The organism is Geobacter sp. PheSNFMC (assembly GCF_059620965.1).
In genome coordinates this window covers 1-22293 of record NZ_JCAMRN010000067.1, presented here as the reverse complement: position 1 = coordinate 22293, position 22293 = coordinate 1, and the positions used below count along the sequence as shown (strand labels likewise).

Sequence of the window (22293 nt, the reverse complement as noted above, 5' to 3'; positions counted from 1 at the left end):
ACCGCGGCAACCAAGACGGTGACCGAAACCTACAACATTAAGCGCCGTGACCTCTGGTCAACTTCGACCGGCAGAAGCAGGATCAAGATTTACCCCGCCCGGCGGGGAAGTCTCGAAGTAGCGGTGGTACTGGCTGGCCGCTCTATCTCCCTTTCATACTTCGGCGCCGTCCAGCGGGTCGGCAACCGGGTAATCACCCGCCAGGGGACGAAGACCCTCAAGCGGACGCCGCGCAACGCTCCAGCGGGGGTGACGGTGGAGGTTCATCGGGGCAAGCGTACCATCCTGCCGAAGGCGTTCATCTCCACCGTCCAGGCAGGCCGCACCGGTACCCATGTTGGTGTCTGGATGAGAAGGACAAGCGCCCGGGACTCCCTCATCGACAAGCGTATTCCCACTGCGGCGACCCTCTTCACCGGGGTGCGGGCATCCGAGACCTTCCGCAAGGCCGTTGACATGCATTTCTTCAAGATATTCAACCACGAACTCAACTTCAGGGCGAAGAGGCGCTGAGACATCAACCATCGCGACAGAAAGAAACAACTTTTCGCCGGAGTCCGCTTCAGCCTAACGGCCTCGGCGAGAAGCACAGTTACGCCACCTGCTGGGGGCGGAGGAGATAAAGAAACTTCGGGACAAGTGAGGTCCACACCATGTCAGATAACGAACGTCAAACACGTATTGTGCTCAAGGGGGACTCCTCTCAGCTGAATCGCGCACTCGCCGATGGAGAGAATGCAGCGGACAGGTTTGAAGGGGGAATCACTCGGGCGAAAAACAGCCTCTCCTCCTTTACCGGTGTTCTGGCCGGGGTGAGTGCCGCCTTCGTCACCAAGGAACTTCTCGACGCGGGGCTTGCGTCGGAGCGGCTGTCCAACTCCCTTCTTGCCGCTACCGGCAGTTTTAACCAGAGCCGGGTTGAGATGAACTATATCATCTCAGAGGCCGATCGGTTGGGGCTCAACCTCCAGACCCTCGGACAGGACTACGTAAAGCTTACCGCCTCCTCTCACGGGACCGTCCTGGAAGGACAGGCAACTCGGGACATCTTCACCGCCGTTGCCGAGGCCTCGACCGCCCTCACCCTTTCCGCCGGGGAGACCTCGGGGGCAATCCTCGCTGTTTCCCAGATGATCAGCAAGGGCAAAGTGTCGGCAGAGGAATTGCGGCAGCAGCTTGGTGAGCGGCTTCCTGGGGCGTACCAGGCAGCTGAACGTGCCGTGCGGGCCATCGGCTTTACTGAGCCCCTCGACGAGCTGTTACAGAAGGGTAAGATCGTTGCGGCCGATTTCCTCCCACGGTTCGCCGCGGAACTCCGCCAGACCTACAGCGGCCAGCTGACCGCGGCAATTCACAGCACGCAGGCGGAAATCAACCGGTTCAACAATGAGCTTTTCCGGACTAAGGCGGCCTTGGCCGATGCGGTCCTTCCTGCCTTCACCGAAGGGCTCAGGGTGGCCAGGCCCTTCCTCGGTGTGATGCAGGAACTGGGGGAGCCGGCCATGTACACAGCCATTGCCTTGGGGGTCGGCAGGATGTCCACGGCGATGGTCGGACTGGCGACGAGCACCACCGCAGCGGTTACCGCCGGTCGTCTCCTCCAGAGCACTCTTCCTGGTCTTGCCGCCATGGCCGGCTTCACCCTCGCCAAGGCCTACGCCGACTCGCGAAACCTGGAGTCCGAAGGGAAGGAGATCAAGTCCCTCGTCACCTACGGCCACGAGGGAGCGCGGATGCGCTACATGGGGACCACCCCCCAGAACCTTGACGCCCTTGAAGACGTCAAGATCATGCACTACATCAAGGACAAGCTTCCGGGCTACACGGCCGAGCAGTACGCCGCCTTCATCCGGGAAGGGGGTATCCAGTTCAAAAAGGTGACTGACTCCGCCTTCAATGAATGGTGGTACAAGGTCCAAGTCAATGACAGCGCCGTTAAGCGGGCGCTCGACGGGATGCAGAGCCGCCCTGTGGCTGAGCCGTCGGCGTATCCGTCTTCATTCGACAACGCGGGCAAGGCAAAGCGGCCGGATTGGGCAACCTCGCCCACCTCCCGCACCTTCTTTTCCGAGGCATGGGATCGGGCCGCCGATGAGTTGGCTTTTGAGGATGCTCAATCGTTCGTTTTGCGGCTCAATGATCTGGGGGAGGGATTACGGATCGGTCCCGGCGGGCCGTTGTCGCTTCTTGGTGGGTCGGTTGACCTGATGGCCACTCCGTCGATTGACCCGAACCTGGAAAAGCGGACCCAGATGGAGCAAGAAACCGCGAACAGCATCCTCGCCATACAGATGGGCTTGCAGGAAGAGCGGTACCGTCTCATGGGTGACGAAACCGCCGCGCTGGATGTGCAGTTTGCTTATAAGCAACAGCTCCTGGATATGGAGTACCAAGCAAAAATTATGCAGGCCCAGCAGTTGGGCCTGGATGTTGCGGCAATCCAGCAGGAGTATGCCTGGCAGCAGGTCCAGCTTGAAGAGCAAAAAGCCCAGGCATTGGCTGACATTTGGTGGAACAGTGCTCAGACCTATATCAACTTCGCTCAGCAGATGACCACCATGGGCGTGCAGATGCTCCTCTTCGAGGAGGGTCAAAAGGACCAGATCGGGAAACGAATGCTGGCAACGTCAGTCCGGTTCATTGCTCAGGGGTTGCAGCAATACATGTTTGGTAAGGCCAAGGAGCATGTGCTCAACGCTGCCGGCGCGGCCGGCAAAATCCAGACTGATGCCGTCGCAGCCACGGCAAACCTCGGAATACTGGAAGCCCAAGCCACCGCCTGGGCGGCATTTTTCTCGGCCATGTCTCTCAACCCTTACGGCGGTCAGGCATTTATCCCCGCCGCTACCGCTATGGCTGGGGTCGCTGGTGGTGTGGTCCCGTCCGCAATGGCCGCAGTCGCCACTACCGGGGCCACGAGTATCGCCACAGAACTTGCCCTTGCCGCCGCCTGGGGGCTAGGCGGTATTGCCGTGGGTGCTCTCGGTGAAGGTGGCGCCTCAGCCATCGAGGGTGGCACCGCAGGCAGCACGACCCCTGCCGGGTACGGCGCCGGCACTCCCGGCAGTCCGGTGGTTACGCAACCGGTATCAACTCCACAGCCGGTCCAGGAGGTTACTGTGATTCTGAATGTTGGCACGATGCTCGGTGACCGGCAAATGTTCCAACGGTGGTTTGAAGATGTAGGAGCGGCGGAAATTCGTGACGCCGTGGGCAGAAATGTCGATTTTGGTCTCCAACCGCGTTCGTAATTCCATATTCCGTGAGAAAGGAGAAGGGCATGGGTTCAATTTATCAGTTTCCGGCGCAGAAAAGTTTCAAGCAGATGGTCTTGGATGTAGCTCAAAGGGAGCTTGAGGGGGTTGATCAATCTATATCTGTCCCGATTATAGAGGAGGTCGGGGACATATGTGAATTCCTCCTTAAACCGCTGTCCCCTTTTTCGGTTCCTTTTGACATTTCTGGTTTATCTGAAGAGCAGATCACCCAAGTTGAGGAAGTCGTCAATAGAGCAAGTGAGCATTGCTTGAAATCCTTTCAAGGGCGTGTCCAGGATCTTCTGCTTTTCACTGTCCGGCGTCGGTTGAAAGAAGCCGGGCTCTAAGCTCAGCCATGCGGCTCCCCCCTCCCCCCGCGATGGACGGGGGAGCCGGTGACGATCACAACGGCATTCTTGGTCTGCTGGCTGGCTTCGCGGGTCCTTCCGGGAGGTGACTGCTTGCGGGTAGCAAAGCCCGTGGTATTTGGGTCCATATGATTTTGGGATTTACGCTGGAATAATGTAATTTTCGAGGTAGGTAGCAGTATTTTGGATAGGAGGTGCCAGAGATCATGAACACGGTGGCGGACATGATGCTGGAAATGAAAAAGGAGTTTTCCATTGAGATGCTTGACGAAGACGCTTGTCGGGAGTGGTTTTTGAAAAAGATCCACGCTGGGGGAGTGCATTGCCCGGAATGCAGTAAGGAGATAGCCAGTAAACGGAAGCTTGATGCGTTCTGGGGCATGCGTCGAGTAAATTGCCCCTTCTGCGGCCGTTCGTTCTCGGCAGTTACCGGGACGCCACTTAACGGGATCGGGATTGAATTCAGAGCACTTTATCTATTGCTCTTCATGGTCAGTCACGGTGTCCGCGTTAACAGGATAGCTGACCAGCTCGGAATTTCGACGGGGGCCGCCTACCTCTGGGCGAACAAGGCAAAGTGCGTGGATCGTGCCCGCCATGAACCGCCGCTGGAACCGTGACCATGGCTCATTTCATCGTTATGAGCATTGAGCCATTTAAAAAGAGAAGAGCCCCGCCGGATTCACCTGGGGGGCTCTTTTTTATTGCTGTCTGGGGTGGTTGCAACCGGCATGGGGGCACCTTTACTTCGAAGATACGCTTCTGCCGCCTCCTCAAAAAGTTGGTTCAGCGGTTTACCCATGTCAATGCTCAAGTGCTTCATGGCCCGAAGTATTTCAGGGCGGAGCCGGATTCCTGCTTGCACTCTATTAATATCGCTTTTCGGTCGTGCCATGGGCTGAAATATAGGGGGTTTTGGTCGTTGCGTCAATATAAAACCAAAAAATCAAAATAATACTTGCAAAAGGTATCATGTTAATTATAATAAACGGTACCAAAATACCATATACGAGGAGGCCACAAAGATGAACGCAGACAAAATCAAAGCGGAAGAACTCCCCACAATTGACAGTTGTATGATCGAGTTCCACTCTTTGGCGCAGGAGTTGGAGCGTGCGTCCGCTGCGGTCTGGGTACTGCAAACGTTGCTCTGGCATGAGGAGAAGAGGGTGGGCGACGAGCAGCTACTCTTTAATGGGGTTATGGAGCTTCTCTCTGTTTTGGGAAGTAAGCTCAATGGCTTGAAGGAGAGCGCACAGGAGATGATCCCAGAGGATTTCTTCCAAGCCAGCCGGAATGGCCGGGAGAACCCACACCCCTGACAAGAACCACCGCCTCCAGGATGTTTTTTCCGGCTTCACCGGCTGCTCCTGGCGATAGCGACCGAGGGACCGACACCACCAGGACGGCACTGGCCGAAGGTGGAGCAGCCGGCCCCGGAAGGGACCACGGCATCGGAACCGCTGAAGGAAATCAGAAAGCACCACCGGGAGATCCGGTGCGCCTGACCAAATAATAATATCAAAAATCACACGGGGAGGTAGAAAGTGGGAACCAAGAGCAAGATGGTCGACAACCTAAATAGTCGTATTGACAGCAAACTTGGAGAGTTAGCGAAAAATGAGGGTGAAAAGGCGGAGGTTGTACGGAAGATTTGCACAATGGAATTGGCCCCTGATGAAAAATTGGTGGCGGTTCTTTGCATCTTGAAACCGGAGGTTGTAAAAAGAGCTTTGAAATTTGAAAGTCGGATAGGTGGGCGACGAGCAGCTACTCATTAATGGGGTAAGTTCACTTCTCTCCGGTTTGGGAGACAAGCTCGATGGTTTGAAGGAGAGCGTATACCGGTGAAAGTGACCGATGACTCGGAGGTGAAGGCGACCGGTCAGGTTATGGTGTCGCTATGTGAGATCGTTACAGTGTCACAGGATCGGTTTTCTGGCCAAGGGGGGTGAGCTTCTTTCTCGTGGAGTCGCCCTCAGCTCGACCTTGTGGGCGTTGTGCACCAGGCGATCCAGAATTAGCGTCGTGTTAGCGGCAATGTAAAAATGACCCACCTCGGAAATTGAATTTTGACCCACTCTTCCTGATAACCTAGCCGACCTGGAGGGTCGGCATGATCGGAAAGGAAGAGTGTATGGAAGTCAGAATTCTCAAGAAGCAGGGCAAGAGCATCCGGGAGATCTCGCGTATCACCGGGTTGTGCCGCAACACGGTCAGGAAATTCCTCAGATCGACCGCCGATCCCAGATACAAAGAACGAGCGAAGCGACCGGGGAAGCTTGACCCATTTAAAGCGTTTCTCGAAGAACGGGTGAAGGCCGCTCTGCCGCATCGGATTCCCGCTCCGGTGCTTGTTCGGGAGATCAAAAGCCTTGGCTACGATGGCGGCGAACGCACTGTTATACGAACAGAAAAATTACAGCGATTATTCTTGCTTAGACGGAGTTGGTAAGTAGAGCCGTAACTGAACAGGAATTTTGCCGTTGAGTTCAGCCATCCTGTCGCGCAACTCCGTCATATGCTCGCAAGTCCTAGCAACACCAATGAGCATCCATATGTGCTCAACAAGTTTTTTGAGACCATATTGCCCACTGAGCCACTGATGGTAATTTTTGCCCGCTCTTGGAGCAGGAGCATTCTTTTTCAGCCAATCAGCAATATCGGAGTCAAGATGTTCATAGACCAATTCCATGACCAGCTTACCCCAATATTTGGGGCGTTGAGACAACGCGCCCTTCCACCCAGTAAGTCGCCCAAATTCAACCCAAAGCTCATCAGGAAAAGTCTTTTCCCATTTACGCATTTCTTCCGCAAGGTAAGCTTTGAATTTTATCTCGAGAGCGTCTTGCGCTCTTTCGTATTGGTAGCCGGTCGCTTCATCAATGAGGGCGTCCAAGCCGACCTTTGCACAAGCAGACAAAAACATGCTTGCCTTCATTGCCATTTCCATTTGGCGAGCCGTCATTTTAGGGTGAGGGCTGTCCGGGGACATCCCCGCCTGGAGCGCAGCAACGAAACCTTGACAAATTTCAATATACAAGTCAGAAGGCAAGCCCTTAACTGCGGTGCCGAGGCCTTCAACTTCGGGGAGCCTAAAAGCAACCATTCGCTCGAGCACAGAATCTAGATTTATAAAGGGTTTAAGCGAAGAAACCCCTAAATATTTCTCGAGGCCACCACCGCCTTTTATGCCGGTAAGCAACTCGGTTGCAGAAGTACGGCCTATGACTTTCACCCCATTTGAAAGGACATAACAAGGAATATCTACACCGAACATAGGCAAAAAACCCTTATGAAAAGCAACGGGTAAGTCGCCAGACACTTCTACAATATCGGAGTCCTCTCCGTCGGAGTTGCGCCCCCACCGAGCGTCTGCCGCCTTTTGAGCAATCTCTTTCCGTTTTTCTGGCGTCAGAGATTCGGCCCTTGCTATTCCGCCTTGGGAACTTCCTTTTTTTGCTTTGCTCATATTTGCCTCCTCGCAACAGTCTAGTTGTTGCGAGTATAAATAATCTCGAGCAAACTGCAAGCATAAAACGTAATGCTTGCTAAAATACTTGCTATCATACAGCACGGAATGGAAAAACAAGGTATAACCAACGGGTTACACCGGCCCGGAGTGCCGGTGAACCCTCGGCCGCTCCCGTTGGGCGTGACGCCCGGAGAGGAATGAAATGAGTGAAGCCGCGACAAAGCGAAAACTGCTTGAGCAGGCAACCCTGCTGGTGAAAACCAACAACAACCCCACAACAACGCTTGCGGTCTGTGCCGCGATGTTGGACGCGCTGGGTAGCCTGATGAGCGAATGGCTGGCGAAGTGGTGCGCCTGCGAATGACGGCGGAAGGACGAGGTGGTCTCCGAAAATCGGACAGTGTGTTAAGGTGACGAGCAGCATCTCGAAACGCCGTGGTATGGTGCCCGCCAGATGACCTGACACCTGCGCCGGGAGGGCCATGCGGTCAACCGCAAGCGGATCGGGCGCCTGATGCAGTTGATGCTATCTACCAGAAGCCGAACACGTCGAAGCCGCATCCGCAGCACAAGATCTATCCTTACCTGCTGCGTAATCTGACTATCGACCGCCCCAACCAGGTCTGGTGCGCCGACATCAGTTGTATTCCGCTCAGGCGTGGCTTTCTCTATTCATGGACTGGGCCAGCCGCAAGGTCTTGTCATGGCGGCTTTCCAACACCATGGACGCCGATTTCTGCGTTGCCGCGCTCGAAGACGCCCTGGCTCGCTTCGGCAAGCCCGAGATCTTCAACACCGACCAGGGGAGCCAGTTCACCAGCGATGCGTTCACCAAGCTCCTCAAGGACGCTGAGATCCGCATTTCGATGGATGGCAAGGGGCGCTGGCGGGACAACGTCATGATCGAACGGCTGTGGCGTTCCCTGAAATATAAGAGCATCTACTTGCACGCCTTCGAGACCGGCAGCGAGGTTCGCCAAGGTTTGAGACGCTGGATCGATTTCTACAAAATGCGCCGCCCGCACTCTAAACTGGACGACCGGACACCGCATGAGGCATATTGGCAAAAACCCCGGCCTGGCTACGCCGGCCGGATTCTTCCACTGGCGGCATGACTACAACCGGCAATCCACCTTATTTCCGTCGCCAACCTGTCCTACTAACCGGGGCCACCTTAGGACAGCCCGACGTACTGGACATGGTGAAGCGGCCGAGCACAGCCGGTGCGCCGCATTGACGCCTATGCAAAGGAGAGTGTGCAAGAGATGATTCCAGAGGATTTCTTCCAAGCCAGCAGGGATGGCCGGGAGAATCCACACCCCTGACAAGAACCACCGCCTCCAGGATGTTTTTTCCGGCTTCACCGGCCGCCCGTGGCGACGGCAGACCAAGAGACCAACGCCACCGGGACAGCACCGGCTGAAGGTTGAATGGAAGCGCCGTCATCTGAGGGTCGTTGGGTTGCTTTTTTTCCGCGGGGGCAAGTGGACAAAATGGACAAAACGAATTTCCTAAAACAACTAGATTTGTCCCACAAACAGCAACCATGAGATATATAACCATCTAATAATAAATGAGAAATATATATATGGGACAAATCGGACAAAATGGACAAGAGAAATACCTTTTACAGTTTTTCGGAAAGAAGCTAAGCAATAAAAATACTGGTTTTGGGGCTTATTTGGGGGCCTGATAATTTTAGTAACAACACAACACATAGTAAAATCAATTATATAAACAAATAACTGTATTCCCGCCACCCATTTAAATGTCCGGCCAAGGTCGGACAGGAGCGAAAGGCCACGAGAAATCGTGGCCTTTTCTTTTGTGCTTTATCCGGTTGCACAGGCGGTGTGCAGACGGTTTTCACAGGCACCGGCAGCTATCCACGGGTGATGTGGATAACCCCGGTGCATCTGTGGATAAGTCACAAAATTGTTACGTATCATTGGGCACTTTTACATCATGCATAACTTATGGGCACAGGCTGTAACCGTCTGAATCTACGTGTCAATAACTATTTTTGCCAGCATGCCGAATCTGGCGGAACCGGTCAATATCCCAACGAGGAAGAAAAGTGGATAACTGAGACGAAATACCATGTAAATCCATGGAGGTACCAATAAGCCCCTCAGTAACGCCCGCCTGTGACCAATACTTTGTATGGTAGGGCAATTGTTTAAATATTTAAATATGTTAGATTGCATTTGTGCACAATTTATGTATATTTTGTCGAGAATTTTACGCGATTTTAGTTTTATTTGTTATTTTGCTTGTTGACTTTTAGTGGGTATTTTATTATCAAATATATCAAGTTTACTGGCTTGTGTTTGCAAGTTTGTTTATTTTGTTGTTCGTGTTTAGCCGGAACCAAGATCAAGAAGGGAATAGTTCATGGCCACAGAGAAGCTTTCATCACCGCCCCGGGTCCCTGGAGACGCCACTCCGCTGGAGATACTCATAATTGGCATCGAAGCGGCGGGCGGTGCCGTGAGCCTTGCCTGCTCCTTTTCAGTCGAGGACGTGATCATCATCGACCTGATCACGTCCCATGATCTTCCGGTGGGAATCTTCGCCATAGACACCGGGCGGCTTCCCGAGGAAACCCATGAGGTCGCCGAGGCTATCGTCTCCCGGTACGGGGTGGGCATTGATTGGTATTTCCCCCGCCACGACGAGGTGGAGCGGCTGCTGCGGGAGAAAGGGCCGTTTTCGTTCCGTGAAAGCCTTGCCAATCGCCTCCAGTGTTGTCATATCCGCAAAGTGGAGCCGCTTGAGCGCGCCCTGGCGGGGCTGGCCGGCTGGGTGACGGGCGTGCGGCGGGCTCACGGTGTGACACGGGCGAACCTCGCTCCTCTTGAGATCGACGGCACCAACGGCGGAATCGTGAAGATCAACCCCCTCCTGGACTGGACCGACGCCCAGGTATGGGAATATGCGGAGGCCAGGCAACTGCCGGTGAATCGCCTCCATCATCAGGGGTATCCGTCCATCGGCTGCGCCCCCTGCACCCGGGCCGTTACCCCGGGCCAGCCCCCCCGGTCGGGGCGCTGGTGGTGGGAAGATCCTGAACACAAGGAATGTGGGCTGCACCGCCGGTGAGGCGAACAAGGCATCCAATCGGAGAGAATGAACCATGAACAGCCATCTTGATGAACTCGAAGCGCAATCCATCTACATCTTTCGCGAGGCATACCGGAAGTTCGAGAATCTCGCCATGCTCTATTCGGTGGGCAAAGACTCCACCACCATGATCCATCTGGCCCGCAAGGCCTTTTTCGGACGGATTCCCTTTCCGCTGGTGCACATCGACACCACCTACAAGTATCCGGAAATGATCGAATATCGGGACCGCATGACACGGGAGTGGGGCGCGGATCTGATCGTCGGGCGCAACGAAGCGGCCATTGCCGCCGGCACGGGGCCCGAACAGGGGAGACTTGACTGCTGCGCCAAGCTCAAGACCGACGGGCTGAGCCAGACCATCGAGCGTCACGGTTTCAACGGTCTCTTTCTCGGCATCCGCCGGGACGAGGAGGGAAGTCGGGCCAAGGAGCGGGTCTTTTCGCCCCGGGACAAGAACTTCGAGTGGTCCTATAAGGACCAGCCGCCCGAACTGTGGGACCAGTTCAACACGACCTTTGCGCCGGGCACCCACATCCGGGTCCACCCGATCCTGCACTGGACCGAACTGGACATCTGGCTCTACATCCAGCGGGAAGGGATCGAACTCTGCCCCCTGTACTTCGCCCGGGACGGCAAACGGTTCCGCTCCCTCGGCTGCATGCCCTGCACCGGCCCCATCCAGTCGAACGCCGTCACGGTGGAGGAGATCATCGAGGAGCTCCGCGCCATCAAGACACCGGAGCGGGCCGGCCGGGCCCAGGACCAGGAAAACACCTATGCCATGCAGAAGCTGCGGGCCAAGGGCTACATGTAAGCGGGTAAGGAGATACGATATGAGCCAGTCCGAAACACTGAAGATAGTCATTGTGGGGCATGTGGACCACGGTAAATCAACCCTGATCGGCCGCCTTTTCTACGACACCGGCAGCATTCCCGAATCCCGCCGCCAGGAGATCGCCGCAACCTGCAAGGCCCAGGGACGTCCCTTCGAGTTCGCCTACCTCATGGACGCGCTGGAAGAGGAACGGGTTCAGAATATCACCATTGATACGGCATCCAGCTTCTTTTCCACATCTCGCCGCCGGTACGTGATTATCGATGCGCCGGGCCACAAGCAGTTCCTCAAGAACATGATCACCGGCGCAGCCAGCGCGGACGCGGCAATCCTGCTGGTGGACGGCACCGAAGGGGTCCGTGAGCAGACCAAGCGCCATGCCCATGTCCTGTCGCTCCTCGGCATCCGCCAGGTGGTGGTGGCGGTCAACAAGCTGGACATGATCGACTATGACCGGCAACGGTTCCAAGAGGTGGAGAACGACATCCGGGCCTTCCTCCATTCGCTCCACATCGTGCCGGCCCACGTCGTCCCCATCTCTGCGAGGGAAGGGGAAAACATGGCCGGCCGCCAGGGGCACACTGCCTGGTACGCGGGCCCCACGATACTGGAGGCACTGGATGCCTTTGGCGACGTGCGGGGGGACGCAACGCTGCCCCTTCGTCTGCCGGTTCAGGATGTCTACACGTGGGACGGCCGCAGGATCTACGCGGGGCGGGTCGAGACCGGCGAGATCCGGCAGGGAGATGAGGTGATCTTTCAGCCTTCGGGAAAGGTTACCCGGGTCAAGAGTGTGGAAAAGTGGCGCGAGCCGGGGCTGGAACGGGCCGGGGCCGGTGAGTGCGTCGGCATCACCACCGAGGATGAGCTGTTCGTGGAACGGGGAGAGATCATAGCCCGCCCGCAGCAAGCACCCATCCGCACCCGGGAATTCCGGGCCAGCATCTTCTGGCTCGCCGATACGCCCTTCAGGGCAGGAGCCACCTACACCATAAAACTCGCAACAGCCGAGGTGCAGGCAGTGGCGGTAGACATCGAGGAACGGCTCGATTCCTCGACCCTGGAGGTGATCGGCCGCCATGAGCCCGAGTTGCAGCCGACCGAGGTGGGAACCGTCCTGTTCAGCCTCAAGACGCCGCTGGCAGTGGACAGGTACGGCGAGAACGTCCGAACGGGCCGCTTCGTTATTCAGGACAGCCTCCAGATCGGCGGGGGCGGAACCATTCAGACTGTGGAGGGTGACGCGGACAGCGCGGTCCGGCGCTTCAGCCTGGACGACTTCCAGGTCGGCGCAGACGGCGCGCGCGTGGTGGATCTCTCTCTTGAGCGAAACGGTGTTGAACTGGATGTGACGCCGGGCTTCCTTGATCACCTCTCCGCCGGCAACCGACTGATCGTGAGGCTGAGGGACCCCGTCCAGATCGAGCCGGTGGCCCTCCTGGCCTATGAACATAACCTCGGCTTCGTGTTCAGTCGCGATCGCGACCGGGTGAACGTGGTGCTGTACCGGGAACGGGACAGGGGTGTGGAGGCGCGTGCCGCCGCCTGACAGGGCAGGGCGGTTTCCTTTGGCAGGCCATGGCCAGCCGGAGGAAACCGCTGTTATTTAATATATTTTTCCACCAACTCTTCAAGTATCTCGCCAATGGTCGTCCGTTGACGGGCCGCGGCTATCTTGAGCTTCAGGTGGATATCCTCTCTCATGTTGGCCGTAAGCCGCACGTCCCCTTCGGGCACAAGCCCCGACAGTCCTCTGCCTCCCCGGGGGCCAACCGCCTTCGCACTGCTCCTGGCCGGCGCTTTTTTCGGTTTTTCCTTTGCACGCCGCGCAGTCGTTACCGGCTCCGGCGCCGCCTTCTTCTTTGTCGGCTTTCGCGCTTCCTTCACTGCCGGTTCGGCAGCGGGTGCTTCACTTTTTTCAACAGGGGCAGGGACGTCGAACAGGGGCATCTGGCCTTCGAGAAGCTCCGCACTCATCCATGGTCTCCTTTGTGCACATGGTTTGTGAGCCGTACCGGCAAGCCGGAATCATACATGTTCATACTTACCTAAGTAAATATCTAAACAGTGCGGCGAGGCAGTCGCTTTTGCATTTTATGCATCCCCGTGGTACTATTCGCAACGTTGACAACTTCAGAATCAAGGATTGCGCCATGTATAGACTGACGATTCACACCTCGTTCGCCGCGGCACACTGCCTCATCAATTATCAGGGAGACTGCGAGAATCTGCACGGCCACAATTGGCGCGTAGAAGTTTCGGTCACGGCCCGCGAACTGGACAAGGCCGGACTGGGTATCGATTTCAAGGTGCTCAAGCAGGAAACCAACGGCCTGCTGCGGACTCTGGACCACAAGTACCTCAATGAACTGGAGCCGTTCAAAGAGATATCGCCGTCGTCCGAAAACATCTCCTGCTACCTCTACCACGAGCTGTCCCGCCGCCTCAATGACGGCAACGTGACAGTTGAAAGCATCACCGTCTGGGAGTCGGACAACGCTGCGGCCACCTACTATGAGTAAGCCCGGAGCCGAACTTGAGGAGGTTTTCTCCTCGGTCCAGGGGGAGGGGATGCTCATCGGCCTGCGCCAGGTGTTCATCCGGTTCCGGGGGTGCAACCTGACCTGCGACTACTGCGACACCCCGGCGGGTACGCCGGCCGAGCCGTGTCGTATCGAGCAGACCCCGGGCCGGCGCGACTTCGTTCCCGTGGATAACCCGGTCGCCCTCGATCGGGTGGCGGCGCTGGTGGAAGGGTGGCAGCGGGGCTGGCCCGGGGTGCACGATTCCATCAGCATCACCGGCGGCGAACCGCTCCTGAGGCACGATATTCTCATGCAGTGGCTGCCGGTTCTGAGAGAGCATCTTCCCGTCTACCTTGAAACCAACGGCGTCATGCACGCGGCCCTGGGACTGGTGATCAACCACGTCGACATCATCGGCATGGACATCAAAATCCCGTCCACCTCGGGCTGTACCGACCTCTGGGACGACCACCGCCAATTCCTCGAAATAGCGAACACTCGCCGGGCGTTCATCAAAATCGTCGTGGGGGAGGAAACGGAAGACTGGGAAATCACCCGGGCCGGCGAGATCATAGCCGGCGTGAATCGGGACATCCCCCTGATCCTCCAGCCGGTCACCCGGGCCGGCGACACCCTCGGCATCAAGCCGGTCAAGGCGCTGGAGCTGCAGGAGCTGGCCTGCCGGTACCTGGCCGAGGTCCGGATCATCCCCCAGACCCACCGGTTCATGGGGCAGCTGTAAGTCTGCGCGGGAGGAGCGGCACATGATCATCGAAACCATGACCATGGTCGAATTCGAAGAAGGGCTCCGGGCCACCCGGACCGTGCTGGTCCCGTTCGGCTCGGTTGAGGAACACGGTTCGCACCTGCCGCTTTCCACGGACACCATCCAGGCCTATGAAGTGGGCAAAAAAGCTGCGCGTCTCATCCCGCTGTTCGTGGCCCCGCCGGTCCACTACGGCTCGTGCCGTTCCACCTCATGCCATCCGGGCACCATCTCCATCACCACCGCCACCCTGAAATCCCTCATGAAGGACATCGTCCGGTCGCTCTACCAGCAGGGGCTGCGCAACGTCATCATCCTGACCGGCCATGCCGGCGGTTCTCACCGGATGGCTCTCCAGGACGCGGGTGAGGAGCTCCTGCCCGAACTACCGGAGCTGAACATCGCCGTTGTCACCGAATACGAACTGGCGTACCGCGAGGGGAAAAGCATCATCGAAACCGTGGGCGACTCCCATGCCGGCGAGATTGAAACCTCCCGCATTATGCACTCCCATCCGGACCTGGTTAAGGGCTGTGCCGAGCGGGAATTCCCCAGCTTTCCGCCGGGCCTGCTGGTGCGCAACAAACGGAAATACTGGCCCGGCGGCGTGTGGGGCGATCCTTCCAAGGCCAGCGTGGAAAAAGGCCGTCTGATCGAAGACCTGGTGGTTGCCAAAGTCGTCCAGCTCGCCCGGACCCTGGAGGCGTTTGAGGAATAGCTTCTCCCGCCGCAGTACGAGCATCCCTCCCATCGAACCAGGGCATGCTGCCCGTCAGTCATCCGTCTTGCTCACCCGGAACGATGGCGGCACGTAGCCGGCCGGCCGGAACTGCTCCGGAACCGTAACCGTGTTGCCGTCGCGCAGCTGGGAGTAGTGGGGCGACATGATCTCGACCCCGGCCTCATTGAACGTATCCTGAATATTCTGGTGAAGCTGCGAATACAGGTTTGCCATCCGGTTCGGCTTGTCCGTGTAAGCGTTCAGTTCATAGGTCACATAGAAATCGTTGAGCGCTGTCTGGAGAATGAACGGCTCGGGCAGCTCAAGCACGTGCTCGGTACGGCGGGCGGCACTGATCAGCAGCTCGTGGACCTGCCGCCAAGGTGTGTCATACCCGATGGTGACGCTGGTATTGAGGATCAGCCCGTATTCCTGGGCCGAAGAACTGTAGTTGAGCACGTGGCTGGAAAGCAGCAGCGAGTTGGGTATTGTCACGTCCACGTTTTTGATCGTTCTCAGCCGTGTTATGAGCAGATTTTTCTCCACCACGTCTCCTACCGTATCACCCACCTTGATCCGGTCCCCGATATGGTATGCCCGCATGTACGGGATGTTTCAGAAAACGGAAAAAATCGTACGCTAAGCTGATTGCATCGGTCGTAGAGCCCTGAATTTGCCTGTTCCGATCCTGGTCTTGCTGCGCCAGACATAATCGCCCGTTAGGTTAATATGCTCCCAGCCGAGTGGCGACAGGTACTGTAACATCGAGTCATCGATGGCCTGACCGTAACCGCTCAATGCTTGTGTAGCCCGTTCCAGGTAGACTGTGTTCCACAGCACTATGGCTGCCGTCACAAGGTTGAGGCCGCTGGCCCGGTAGCGCTGCTGCTCGAAACTGCGGTCCCGGATTTCGCCCAGCCGGTTGAAGAACACGGCGCGAGCCAGCGCGTTTCGGGCTTCACCTTTATTCAGCCCCGCGTGCACCCGGCGGCGCAGTTCCACGCTTTGCAGCCAGTCCAAGATGAACAGCGTGCGCTCGATGCGTCCCAATTCGCGCAGCGCCACGGCCAAACCATTCTGTCGCGGGTAGCTGCCGAGCTTTCGCAACATAAGCGAGGCCGTCACGGTCCCCCGCTTGATCGAAGCTGCCAGCCGCAGGATCTCATCCCAGTGAGCACGGACGTGCTTGATATTGAGCGTGCCGCCGATCATTGGCTTGAGGGCGTCATAGGCTGCTTCGCTCTTCGGGATATAGAGCCTGGTGTCGCCCAAGTCACGAATGCGCGGCGCGAAGCGAAAGCCCAGGAGGTGCATCAGGGCAAAAACGTGATCTGTAAATCCTGCCGTATCGGTATAGTGCTCCTCTATGCGAAGGTCGGATTCGTGGTACAGCAGGCCGTCGAGCACATAGGTGGAGTCCCGAATACCGACGTTGACCACCTTGGTGTGAAACGGCGCGTACTGGTCGGATATGTGGGTGTAAAACAAGCGACCCGGCTCGCTGCCGTACTTCGGGTTGATGTGACCGGTGCTCTCGGCCTTGCCCCCGGCCTTGAACCGTTGACCATCAGAGGACGAGGTGGAGCCGTCACCCCAGTGCACAGCGAAGGGATGGCGGAACTGTGCATTGATCAGCTCGGCCAGCGCCGTCGAATAGGTCTCGTCGCGGACATGCCAGGCTTGCAGCCAGGCCAGCTTCGCGTAGGACATACCTGGGCATGATTCGGCCATCTTAGTCAGCCCGAGGTTGATCGCGTCGGCCAGGATAGTGGTCAGCAGCAGGTTCTTGTCCTTTGGCTGACCACCGGACTTCAGGTGTGTAAAGTGGCGAGTGAATCCCGTCCATTCATCAACCTCCATCAACAACTCGGTGATTTTGACGTGAGGCAGAACCATTGCCGCCTGGTCGATCATCGTTTGCGCGGTTTCGGGAACCACCGTATCCAGGGGCGTGATCTTCAGCCCCGACTCCGTGATGATGGCATCCGGCAGTTCATTGGCCACTGCCAACCGATTCACCGTGGCTAGTTGTTCTTCCAGCAGGGACAGCCTGCCATGCAGATACCTCTCGCAATCGCTGACCACGGCAATTGGCAATTCGTCTGCTGCCTTGAGCGCCGTGAAGTTCTCGACAGGCATCAGGTAGTCCTCGAAGTCTTTGAACTGGCGTGAGCCATGGACCCATATATCGCCTGATCGCAGGGCATTTCGCAGTTCCGACAGCGCACACAGCTCGTAATAGCGCCGGTCGATGCCCCCCTCGATCATCACCAGCTTCTCCCACCGTTTCCTGACAAAGCCGGTCGGTGCATCTGCCGGCACCTTGCGGGCGTTGTCGGCGTTCATGACGCGCAGGATTTCCACAGCTTCGAGCACGTCCTCAGCTGCGGGCGCCGCCCTCAACTTGAGCACCTTGAGGAATTCAGGCGCATAGCGGCGCAAGGTGGCATAGTTCTCTCCGACGCGATGCAGGAAATCGAAATCTTCGGGCTGTGCGAGTTTTCCCGCCTCAGTAACACTCTCGATAAAGTCATCCCAAGACAAGATTTCCTCAATGGCGGCAAAGGGATCTCGACCAGATTGTTTGGCTTCCACCAGGGCCTGGCCGACGCGGCAGTACAGGCGCACCTTGTCGTTGATGGCTTTTCCGGATGCCTGGAACTGTTGCTGGTGCTTGTTCTTTGCCGCATTGAACACCCGGCCGAGGATACGGTCATGCAGGTCGATGACTTCGTCTGTGACGGTAGCCATCCCTTCGACGGCTTGTGCCACCAGGGTGGCGTAACGCCGGCGGGGCTCGAATTTGGCCAAGTCCGCCGGCGTCATCTGCCCGCCTTCCCGTGCGATCTTGAGCAGTCGGTTCTGGTGCACCTGCCGCTCGATCCCTGGGGGCAGGTCGAGGGCCTGCCATGTTTTGAGCCGTTCGATGTGTTCGAGCATGTACCGCGAGTTCGGCTTCGCGGGCGACTGGCGCAGCCAAGCCAGCCAAGTCATCTTCCCATTGTCACGGCGCTTTAGTAGCTCGCCGAGGCGATGCCGGTGCGTGTCCGAAAGCGGATCGGCCAGAGTTGCATAGATGCGCCGGTTGGCCTGGGTGACGGCTTCAGCGCAGACACGCTCGATGACATCCAGTGCCGGAATGATGATGTGCTGGTGACGTAGTATATCGATGACGCCGGCGGCTAACACTACCCCCTTGTCCGTCTGCATGGCCATTTCCGTCGCAGCATGGACGACCTGCCGGTAGTGCGCAAGGCCGAACGGCTCCATGTCCAGGTATTCACGAAGTTGAAGCAGATGCTCACGGCGGGTTTCCTCTCGCTCGGCATACTGTGGCCAGCACGCCGGATCGGTGCGCAGTTGCCTTCCGACCCACTGCAGCAGCGATGCTGGTATGACGGCATCCGGCAGCAGACCTTGACCAGGGAAACGTAGTAAGCACAACTGCACCGCGATCCCCAGTCGGTTCGCATCGCCACGTCGCTGGCGAATCAGTGATAGATCGATTTCGCTGAGGGTGTAATGCTGGATGAGTTCGTCTTCGGTCTCGGGCAACGCCAGCAGGCTTGCCCTCTCAGCGGCTGTCAGGATGGAGCGACGAGGCATGTGGACTCCTTCTTGAAAACGTTCGTTTTTGAGAACCTGTTAAATCGAGAAAATGGTTCACGAAAAATCAATGACGCAGTATTCTCAAAAATAATTTTTGAAACTGAATTCTCATCCACGTACTATTTCAACGAGTTTTGAGAAAAAACATGCCTATTTCACTTATCCGATTCCCCCCGCGATTCGGAATATAACGAGGGAAGACAATGTTGATCGGTTATGCGCGAGTTTCAACTCAGGACCAGAACCTTGAACTACAGCATGAAGCCTTGAAACTGGCTGGTTGTGAGAGAATATACGAGGATAAAGTCAGTGGCAGCAGGGCTGAACGACCAGGCCTTGGCAAGGTATTGGAGGTTCTTCGCGAGGGGGATACTCTTGTTGTATGGAAGCTTGATCGACTTGGACGTAGCGTGAAGCACCTTGTCGATCTCGTGGCGGAGCTATCTGAACAGAAAGTTCATTTCCGTAGTCTGACCGATGCCATTGACACTTCGACCCCTTCGGGACGATTCTTTTTCCACGTCATGGCCAGCTTGGCCCAGATGGAAAGGGAGTTGACTATTGAGCGCACTCGGGCTGGACTTGAGGTGGCTCGTCAACTGGGACGCAAAGGCGGCCGGAAGCGCCAGATGACCGATAGTAAAATAGAATCTGCAAAGAAACTGCTCTCCAGCGGCGTTCCCCCGAAAGATGTGGCAGAGAACCTGGGGGTGTCTATACCCACTCTATATCGCTGGCTACCGGCTTCGACTCATTCGTGACAAAGATCATTGGCCTTGAGATTGGCAGCACGAGCAGATCACTGAACTACAAGACCATCCGCCACCACCGTTCCATCCGTAATGGACAGGATGCCATTCAATACTGGATCGCCGACGATTGATGCATAGCTGCTATCATACCCGCCTTGCAGGGTCACTGTGATCGGTCTGCTGCAGTTCAAAGATTCTGTATAATTCCTTGCCCATAGCTTGATAATCGAGTCATCTGGTGTTGCGTCGTAGGCCGTTTGTAGCGACGAATAGTAGGTAGTTCCAACCATTACCTGCCGGGTTATATCGTAATCAAAGGTGGCGGTAACGGCAACATCGGCCGAAGGTGAGAGTAGACAGTCGCCTGTGCCAGTGCAGCTGCCTCCACTCCAGCTATTGAATAGTGAGTACATGGAAGCCTCTGGATGCATGTTCACTGGTGTGCCGCTCGCGTATTGTTCGCTGCAGGCGGTATTGCAGGCTGTTCCCGGTGGAGTTAGGGTGACAGTGCCGCTACCTGTGCCGGCAAATAAGACGTTTAGCGTTACATTGGTTGAAGCCCCTACCGGGGTGAAGAGGAAGGAACTGGGGGCTGCAAAGGTAGTCGGTGAGCCGTAATTGGCGGTCACGCTCAAATAGCTCGTGCCGGCGTCCTTGGAAATGCCGGAACCGGTGTCGGTAGCGTTTGCTGCAGTAAAGGGTTTGTAATCATATCGAATCGTGCCGTTATTGAATAATACCGCCTCGAAAGAATTCTGTAATGCGGCGCCTTCTTCCGTCATTGTCTCCGTCTGCCACTGGATAACCACCCTCTCGGGGGCCGTCAGGTGCTCGATAAACACACCCCCGCCATAGAGGGATGACAGGTCCTCGTTCCACAACGCACCGACCGGCCCAAAACCGGCATTGGCAAGAGGAAACGAGTATGCAGAACGGGCCGAGCCGAACCAGATATTCCCGTTAGTATCGACGGTAATCTGCGAATAAGGCTGACCGTAGAACTTGAACTGCCATGAATTCGGCAATGAATAGGTGAGGTACTCGTCGTCGCCGTAGAAGTAGGTATAATCAGAGGAAATGGCACGTAAAGGATTGGCATCGATGTTTTCCCATTGAACTGTGTCAAGCTTTGAAAGAGTGTACGAGCCGTCAGTTGCCGCGAATGAAGAAACAGATGTGGTAAAAGCAATGGTTATTCCAAAAATCAACCTTTTGAAGTGGTGCATCTGTCACTCCTTGTATTGAATCAGTCAATTATTGACAAAAAATTTACTATTTGATTATGTTAAAAATACAGTTATAAATGCTAATAAGACGCCACCTATAAAAAATAAAATCGTAAGCCACAGCCAGATCCCACAATATCCTTTATCTTTTGTTGTCTCACTTGCATACTGTATAAAAATAGTATCTATTCTGACACCATATAGTCTATTTTTTATGATGCCTTTCTTTTTTAAATACGTTCCCATCATCATGAATGAGAAGTAGCTCAATGGAATAAACAAATAGTTTAAAAATTGAATAGTAGATCTCATAAAATACCTTTATTTTGAGTTACACTTCCCAACAATCCGTGGATAGCCTGGGTCCATCTTTGCAATACTGATGACAAATAGTTCCATGCCCCACCCTGGGCCTGCACCTGTGCTAGTCCAATCTGACCCTAACGAAGAACTGCCAGTGAGTGGCCCTATTGCACATTCAATACTAGCGCCGCTGTAACCGCCAGGGCAGTTCTTTTTATCACCATGTTCCAGCGAAAATCCGCCCATAAAACCAAAGCCCAATCCTCCTAAAAATTTCGTTCCTCTTATCATCCATAAGTTACAACCATCACAGCACCATGAGGTAAACCGGCCACCACCAAGAAGTGCCATACCCTGTGCTCCCATGGACATGCCTTCACCAATGAGGCCTGATGGATCTCTGCGTGAAATCGGTTGATTTTGGACATAAGAGTACAAGTTTATGCCATCTTTCTGGCCAATTGGATCTTTTTGGATAAACCTTCCTTCCAACGGATCATAATACCTTGCCCGGTATGTGTAGTGCTGGTAATCACCAGACACTTGGCCGTTTATAAGGGGTGGCCATACCGCCCTTGAATGGATTAAAGATGAAGTTGCTCAGACAACATCTTTCCATCAAGGAGGAACGGTATGACCACCGCAGAGAAAGTAGCACGAAGAAAGCTCAGTTTGCTAGACCTTGCCGGAGAACTTGCCAACGTCAGCAAGGCATGCAAGGTCATGGGCTATTCACGGCAGCAGTTCTACGAGATCCGGCGCAACTATCAGACCTATGGTGCCGTCGGTTTGCTCGACCGCCTGCCCGGTGCCAAGGGACCGCATCCTAACCGGGTCGATGAGGCAGTGGAAACAGCGATTCTGGAGCACTGCCTGAACCACCCTGGTCATGGGCCGTTACGGGTTTCTCAGGAACTGTCCCTGAAAGGGATTCAGGTCAGTTCTGGCGGCGTGCGGGGTGTCTGGAGTCGGCACAGCCTGTTGACGAAGCAGGAACGTATGCTCCGGCTCGAAAAGAGTGTCAGAGAACAATCTTTCGAACTTTCCGACGAACAGATTCGGCTCTTGGAGCGTTTCAGCCCGGAGTTCCGAGAGCGGCATATCGAGACGAAACATACCGGCGATCTGGTGGCCGTGGACACCTTCTTTGTCGGCACTCTCAAGGGCGTCGGCAAGATCTACTTGCAGTCGGTGATCGACTGCTATTCCCGCTATGCCTGGGGCAGGCTCTACACTAACAAGCTGCCCCTAACCGCCGTGCATGTTCTCAACGAAGACGTGCTACCGTTCTTTGAGGAGCACAACGCCAGGATCAACACCATCCTGAGCG

At 56.0% G+C, this 22293-nt stretch carries 21 protein-coding genes and 3 pseudogenes; 17 read left to right on the top strand and 7 right to left on the bottom strand.

All coding sequences use genetic code 11. From position 1 onward, the window contains the following. The 7 genes and pseudogenes from AC6CDK_RS14355 to AC6CDK_RS14325 form a co-directional block, all read left to right on the top strand. A partial coding sequence (locus AC6CDK_RS14355; protein WP_496639887.1) for a hypothetical protein occupies nucleotides 1–513 on the top strand: 513 nt, incomplete at its 5' end. A 140-nt stretch (nucleotides 514–653) separates the two neighbouring features. Further along, on the top strand, nucleotides 654–3251 hold the full coding sequence (locus AC6CDK_RS14350) for a tape measure protein (protein ID WP_192905161.1): 2598 nt from the start codon (nucleotides 654–656) through the stop codon (nucleotides 3249–3251). Nucleotides 3252–3280: 29 nt separating this feature from the next. Beyond that, complete coding sequence (locus AC6CDK_RS14345) at nucleotides 3281–3604, top strand: hypothetical protein (protein WP_192905160.1); 324 nt, start codon at nucleotides 3281–3283, stop codon at nucleotides 3602–3604. Nucleotides 3605–3831: 227 nt separating this feature from the next. Further along, nucleotides 3832–4245, top strand: a complete 414-nt coding sequence (locus AC6CDK_RS14340) for a hypothetical protein (protein WP_192905159.1) — start codon at nucleotides 3832–3834, stop codon at nucleotides 4243–4245. Between the two features lie 405 nt (nucleotides 4246–4650). Then, complete coding sequence (locus AC6CDK_RS14335) at nucleotides 4651–4947, top strand: hypothetical protein (RefSeq protein WP_039644604.1); 297 nt, start codon at nucleotides 4651–4653, stop codon at nucleotides 4945–4947. Between the two features lie 225 nt (nucleotides 4948–5172). Beyond that, entirely contained in the window at nucleotides 5173–5406 is a 234-nt protein-coding gene (locus AC6CDK_RS14330; RefSeq protein WP_192905158.1) for a hypothetical protein, read from the top strand. A 335-nt stretch (nucleotides 5407–5741) separates the two neighbouring features. Continuing rightward, nucleotides 5742–6029, top strand: a pseudogene (locus AC6CDK_RS14325) (IS21 family transposase); the annotation flags it as partial. Nucleotides 6030–6053: 24 nt separating this feature from the next. Here AC6CDK_RS14325 and AC6CDK_RS14320 read toward each other — a convergent pair. Next, on the bottom strand, nucleotides 6054–7097 hold the full coding sequence (locus AC6CDK_RS14320) for a P63C domain-containing protein (protein WP_192905157.1): 1044 nt from the start codon (nucleotides 7095–7097) through the stop codon (nucleotides 6054–6056). A gap of 205 nt (nucleotides 7098–7302) precedes the next feature. On the opposite strand from AC6CDK_RS14320, the gene AC6CDK_RS14315 reads away from it, so the two are divergent. From AC6CDK_RS14315 to AC6CDK_RS14295, 5 genes and pseudogenes are all read left to right on the top strand, one after another. Then, a complete protein-coding gene (locus tag AC6CDK_RS14315; RefSeq protein ID WP_161792677.1) occupies nucleotides 7303–7464 on the top strand; it encodes a hypothetical protein in 162 nt (53 codons plus the stop codon). 48 nt (nucleotides 7465–7512) lie between these two features. Next, nucleotides 7513–8215: pseudogene (locus AC6CDK_RS14310) on the top strand (IS3 family transposase); the annotation flags it as partial. Nucleotides 8216–9494: 1279 nt separating this feature from the next. Then, the gene (locus tag AC6CDK_RS14305) at nucleotides 9495–10202 is read left to right on the top strand and encodes a phosphoadenylyl-sulfate reductase (RefSeq protein WP_039644602.1); all 708 of its coding nucleotides are present in this window, start codon (nucleotides 9495–9497) and stop codon (nucleotides 10200–10202) included. Nucleotides 10203–10236: 34 nt separating this feature from the next. Further along, the gene (cysD, locus tag AC6CDK_RS14300; protein ID WP_039644601.1) at nucleotides 10237–11040 is read left to right on the top strand and encodes a sulfate adenylyltransferase subunit CysD; all 804 of its coding nucleotides are present in this window, start codon (nucleotides 10237–10239) and stop codon (nucleotides 11038–11040) included. Nucleotides 11041–11059: 19 nt separating this feature from the next. Beyond that, nucleotides 11060–12610, top strand: coding sequence for a sulfate adenylyltransferase subunit 1 (locus tag AC6CDK_RS14295; protein ID WP_066357406.1), 1551 nt, complete (start codon nucleotides 11060–11062; stop codon nucleotides 12608–12610). Nucleotides 12611–12663: 53 nt separating this feature from the next. Here AC6CDK_RS14295 and AC6CDK_RS14290 read toward each other — a convergent pair whose 3' ends face one another. Continuing rightward, the gene (locus AC6CDK_RS14290; protein ID WP_039644595.1) at nucleotides 12664–13038 is read right to left on the bottom strand and encodes a plasmid partition protein ParG; all 375 of its coding nucleotides are present in this window, start codon (nucleotides 13036–13038) and stop codon (nucleotides 12664–12666) included. Between the two features lie 176 nt (nucleotides 13039–13214). Here AC6CDK_RS14290 and queD point away from each other — a divergent pair, with 176 nt between their 5' ends. The 3 genes from queD to AC6CDK_RS14275 are packed head-to-tail and all read left to right on the top strand — an operon-like array spanning nucleotide 13215 to nucleotide 15070. Then, entirely contained in the window at nucleotides 13215–13583 is a 369-nt protein-coding gene (gene queD, locus AC6CDK_RS14285; RefSeq protein ID WP_039644593.1) for a 6-carboxytetrahydropterin synthase QueD, read from the top strand. Beyond that, the gene (locus AC6CDK_RS14280; protein WP_039644591.1) at nucleotides 13576–14328 is read left to right on the top strand and encodes a 7-carboxy-7-deazaguanine synthase QueE; all 753 of its coding nucleotides are present in this window, start codon (nucleotides 13576–13578) and stop codon (nucleotides 14326–14328) included. Before queD ends, AC6CDK_RS14280 begins: the two co-directional genes overlap by 8 nt. Nucleotides 14329–14350: 22 nt before the next feature. After that, complete coding sequence (locus tag AC6CDK_RS14275; protein ID WP_039644589.1) at nucleotides 14351–15070, top strand: creatininase family protein; 720 nt, start codon at nucleotides 14351–14353, stop codon at nucleotides 15068–15070. A 54-nt stretch (nucleotides 15071–15124) separates the two neighbouring features. Here the strand turns inward: AC6CDK_RS14275 and AC6CDK_RS14270 are convergent, their stop codons facing one another. Together AC6CDK_RS14270 and AC6CDK_RS14265 are read right to left on the bottom strand one after the other, a co-directional pair. Beyond that, nucleotides 15125–15676 (bottom strand): mechanosensitive ion channel family protein, encoded by a 552-nt coding sequence (locus tag AC6CDK_RS14270; RefSeq protein WP_226048250.1) that lies wholly within the window; start codon nucleotides 15674–15676, stop codon nucleotides 15125–15127. Between the two features lie 36 nt (nucleotides 15677–15712). Next, the gene (locus AC6CDK_RS14265; RefSeq protein ID WP_192905156.1) at nucleotides 15713–18679 is read right to left on the bottom strand and encodes a Tn3 family transposase; all 2967 of its coding nucleotides are present in this window, start codon (nucleotides 18677–18679) and stop codon (nucleotides 15713–15715) included. A gap of 206 nt (nucleotides 18680–18885) precedes the next feature. Between AC6CDK_RS14265 and AC6CDK_RS14260 the strand changes: the two genes are divergently transcribed. Next, nucleotides 18886–19443 carry a recombinase family protein gene (locus AC6CDK_RS14260; RefSeq protein ID WP_192905155.1) on the top strand — a complete coding sequence of 186 codons (558 nt, stop codon included), beginning with the start codon at nucleotides 18886–18888 and terminating at the stop codon, nucleotides 19441–19443. A 38-nt stretch (nucleotides 19444–19481) separates the two neighbouring features. Here the strand turns inward: AC6CDK_RS14260 and AC6CDK_RS14255 are convergent, their stop codons facing one another. The 3 genes and pseudogenes from AC6CDK_RS14255 to AC6CDK_RS14245 all read right to left on the bottom strand — a co-directional run. Further along, entirely contained in the window at nucleotides 19482–20660 is a 1179-nt protein-coding gene (locus AC6CDK_RS14255) for an NIDO-like domain-containing protein (protein ID WP_192905154.1), read from the bottom strand. A 321-nt stretch (nucleotides 20661–20981) separates the two neighbouring features. After that, complete coding sequence (locus AC6CDK_RS14250; protein WP_226048265.1) at nucleotides 20982–21314, bottom strand: hypothetical protein; 333 nt, start codon at nucleotides 21312–21314, stop codon at nucleotides 20982–20984. A 45-nt stretch (nucleotides 21315–21359) separates the two neighbouring features. Then, a pseudogene (locus AC6CDK_RS14245) lies at nucleotides 21360–21506 on the bottom strand (RHS repeat-associated core domain-containing protein); the annotation flags it as partial. 90 nt (nucleotides 21507–21596) lie between these two features. Between AC6CDK_RS14245 and AC6CDK_RS14240 the strand changes: the two are divergent. Next, nucleotides 21597–22293 (top strand): helix-turn-helix domain-containing protein (locus AC6CDK_RS14240; RefSeq protein WP_496639886.1); only part of this gene is annotated, 697 nt, incomplete at its 3' end.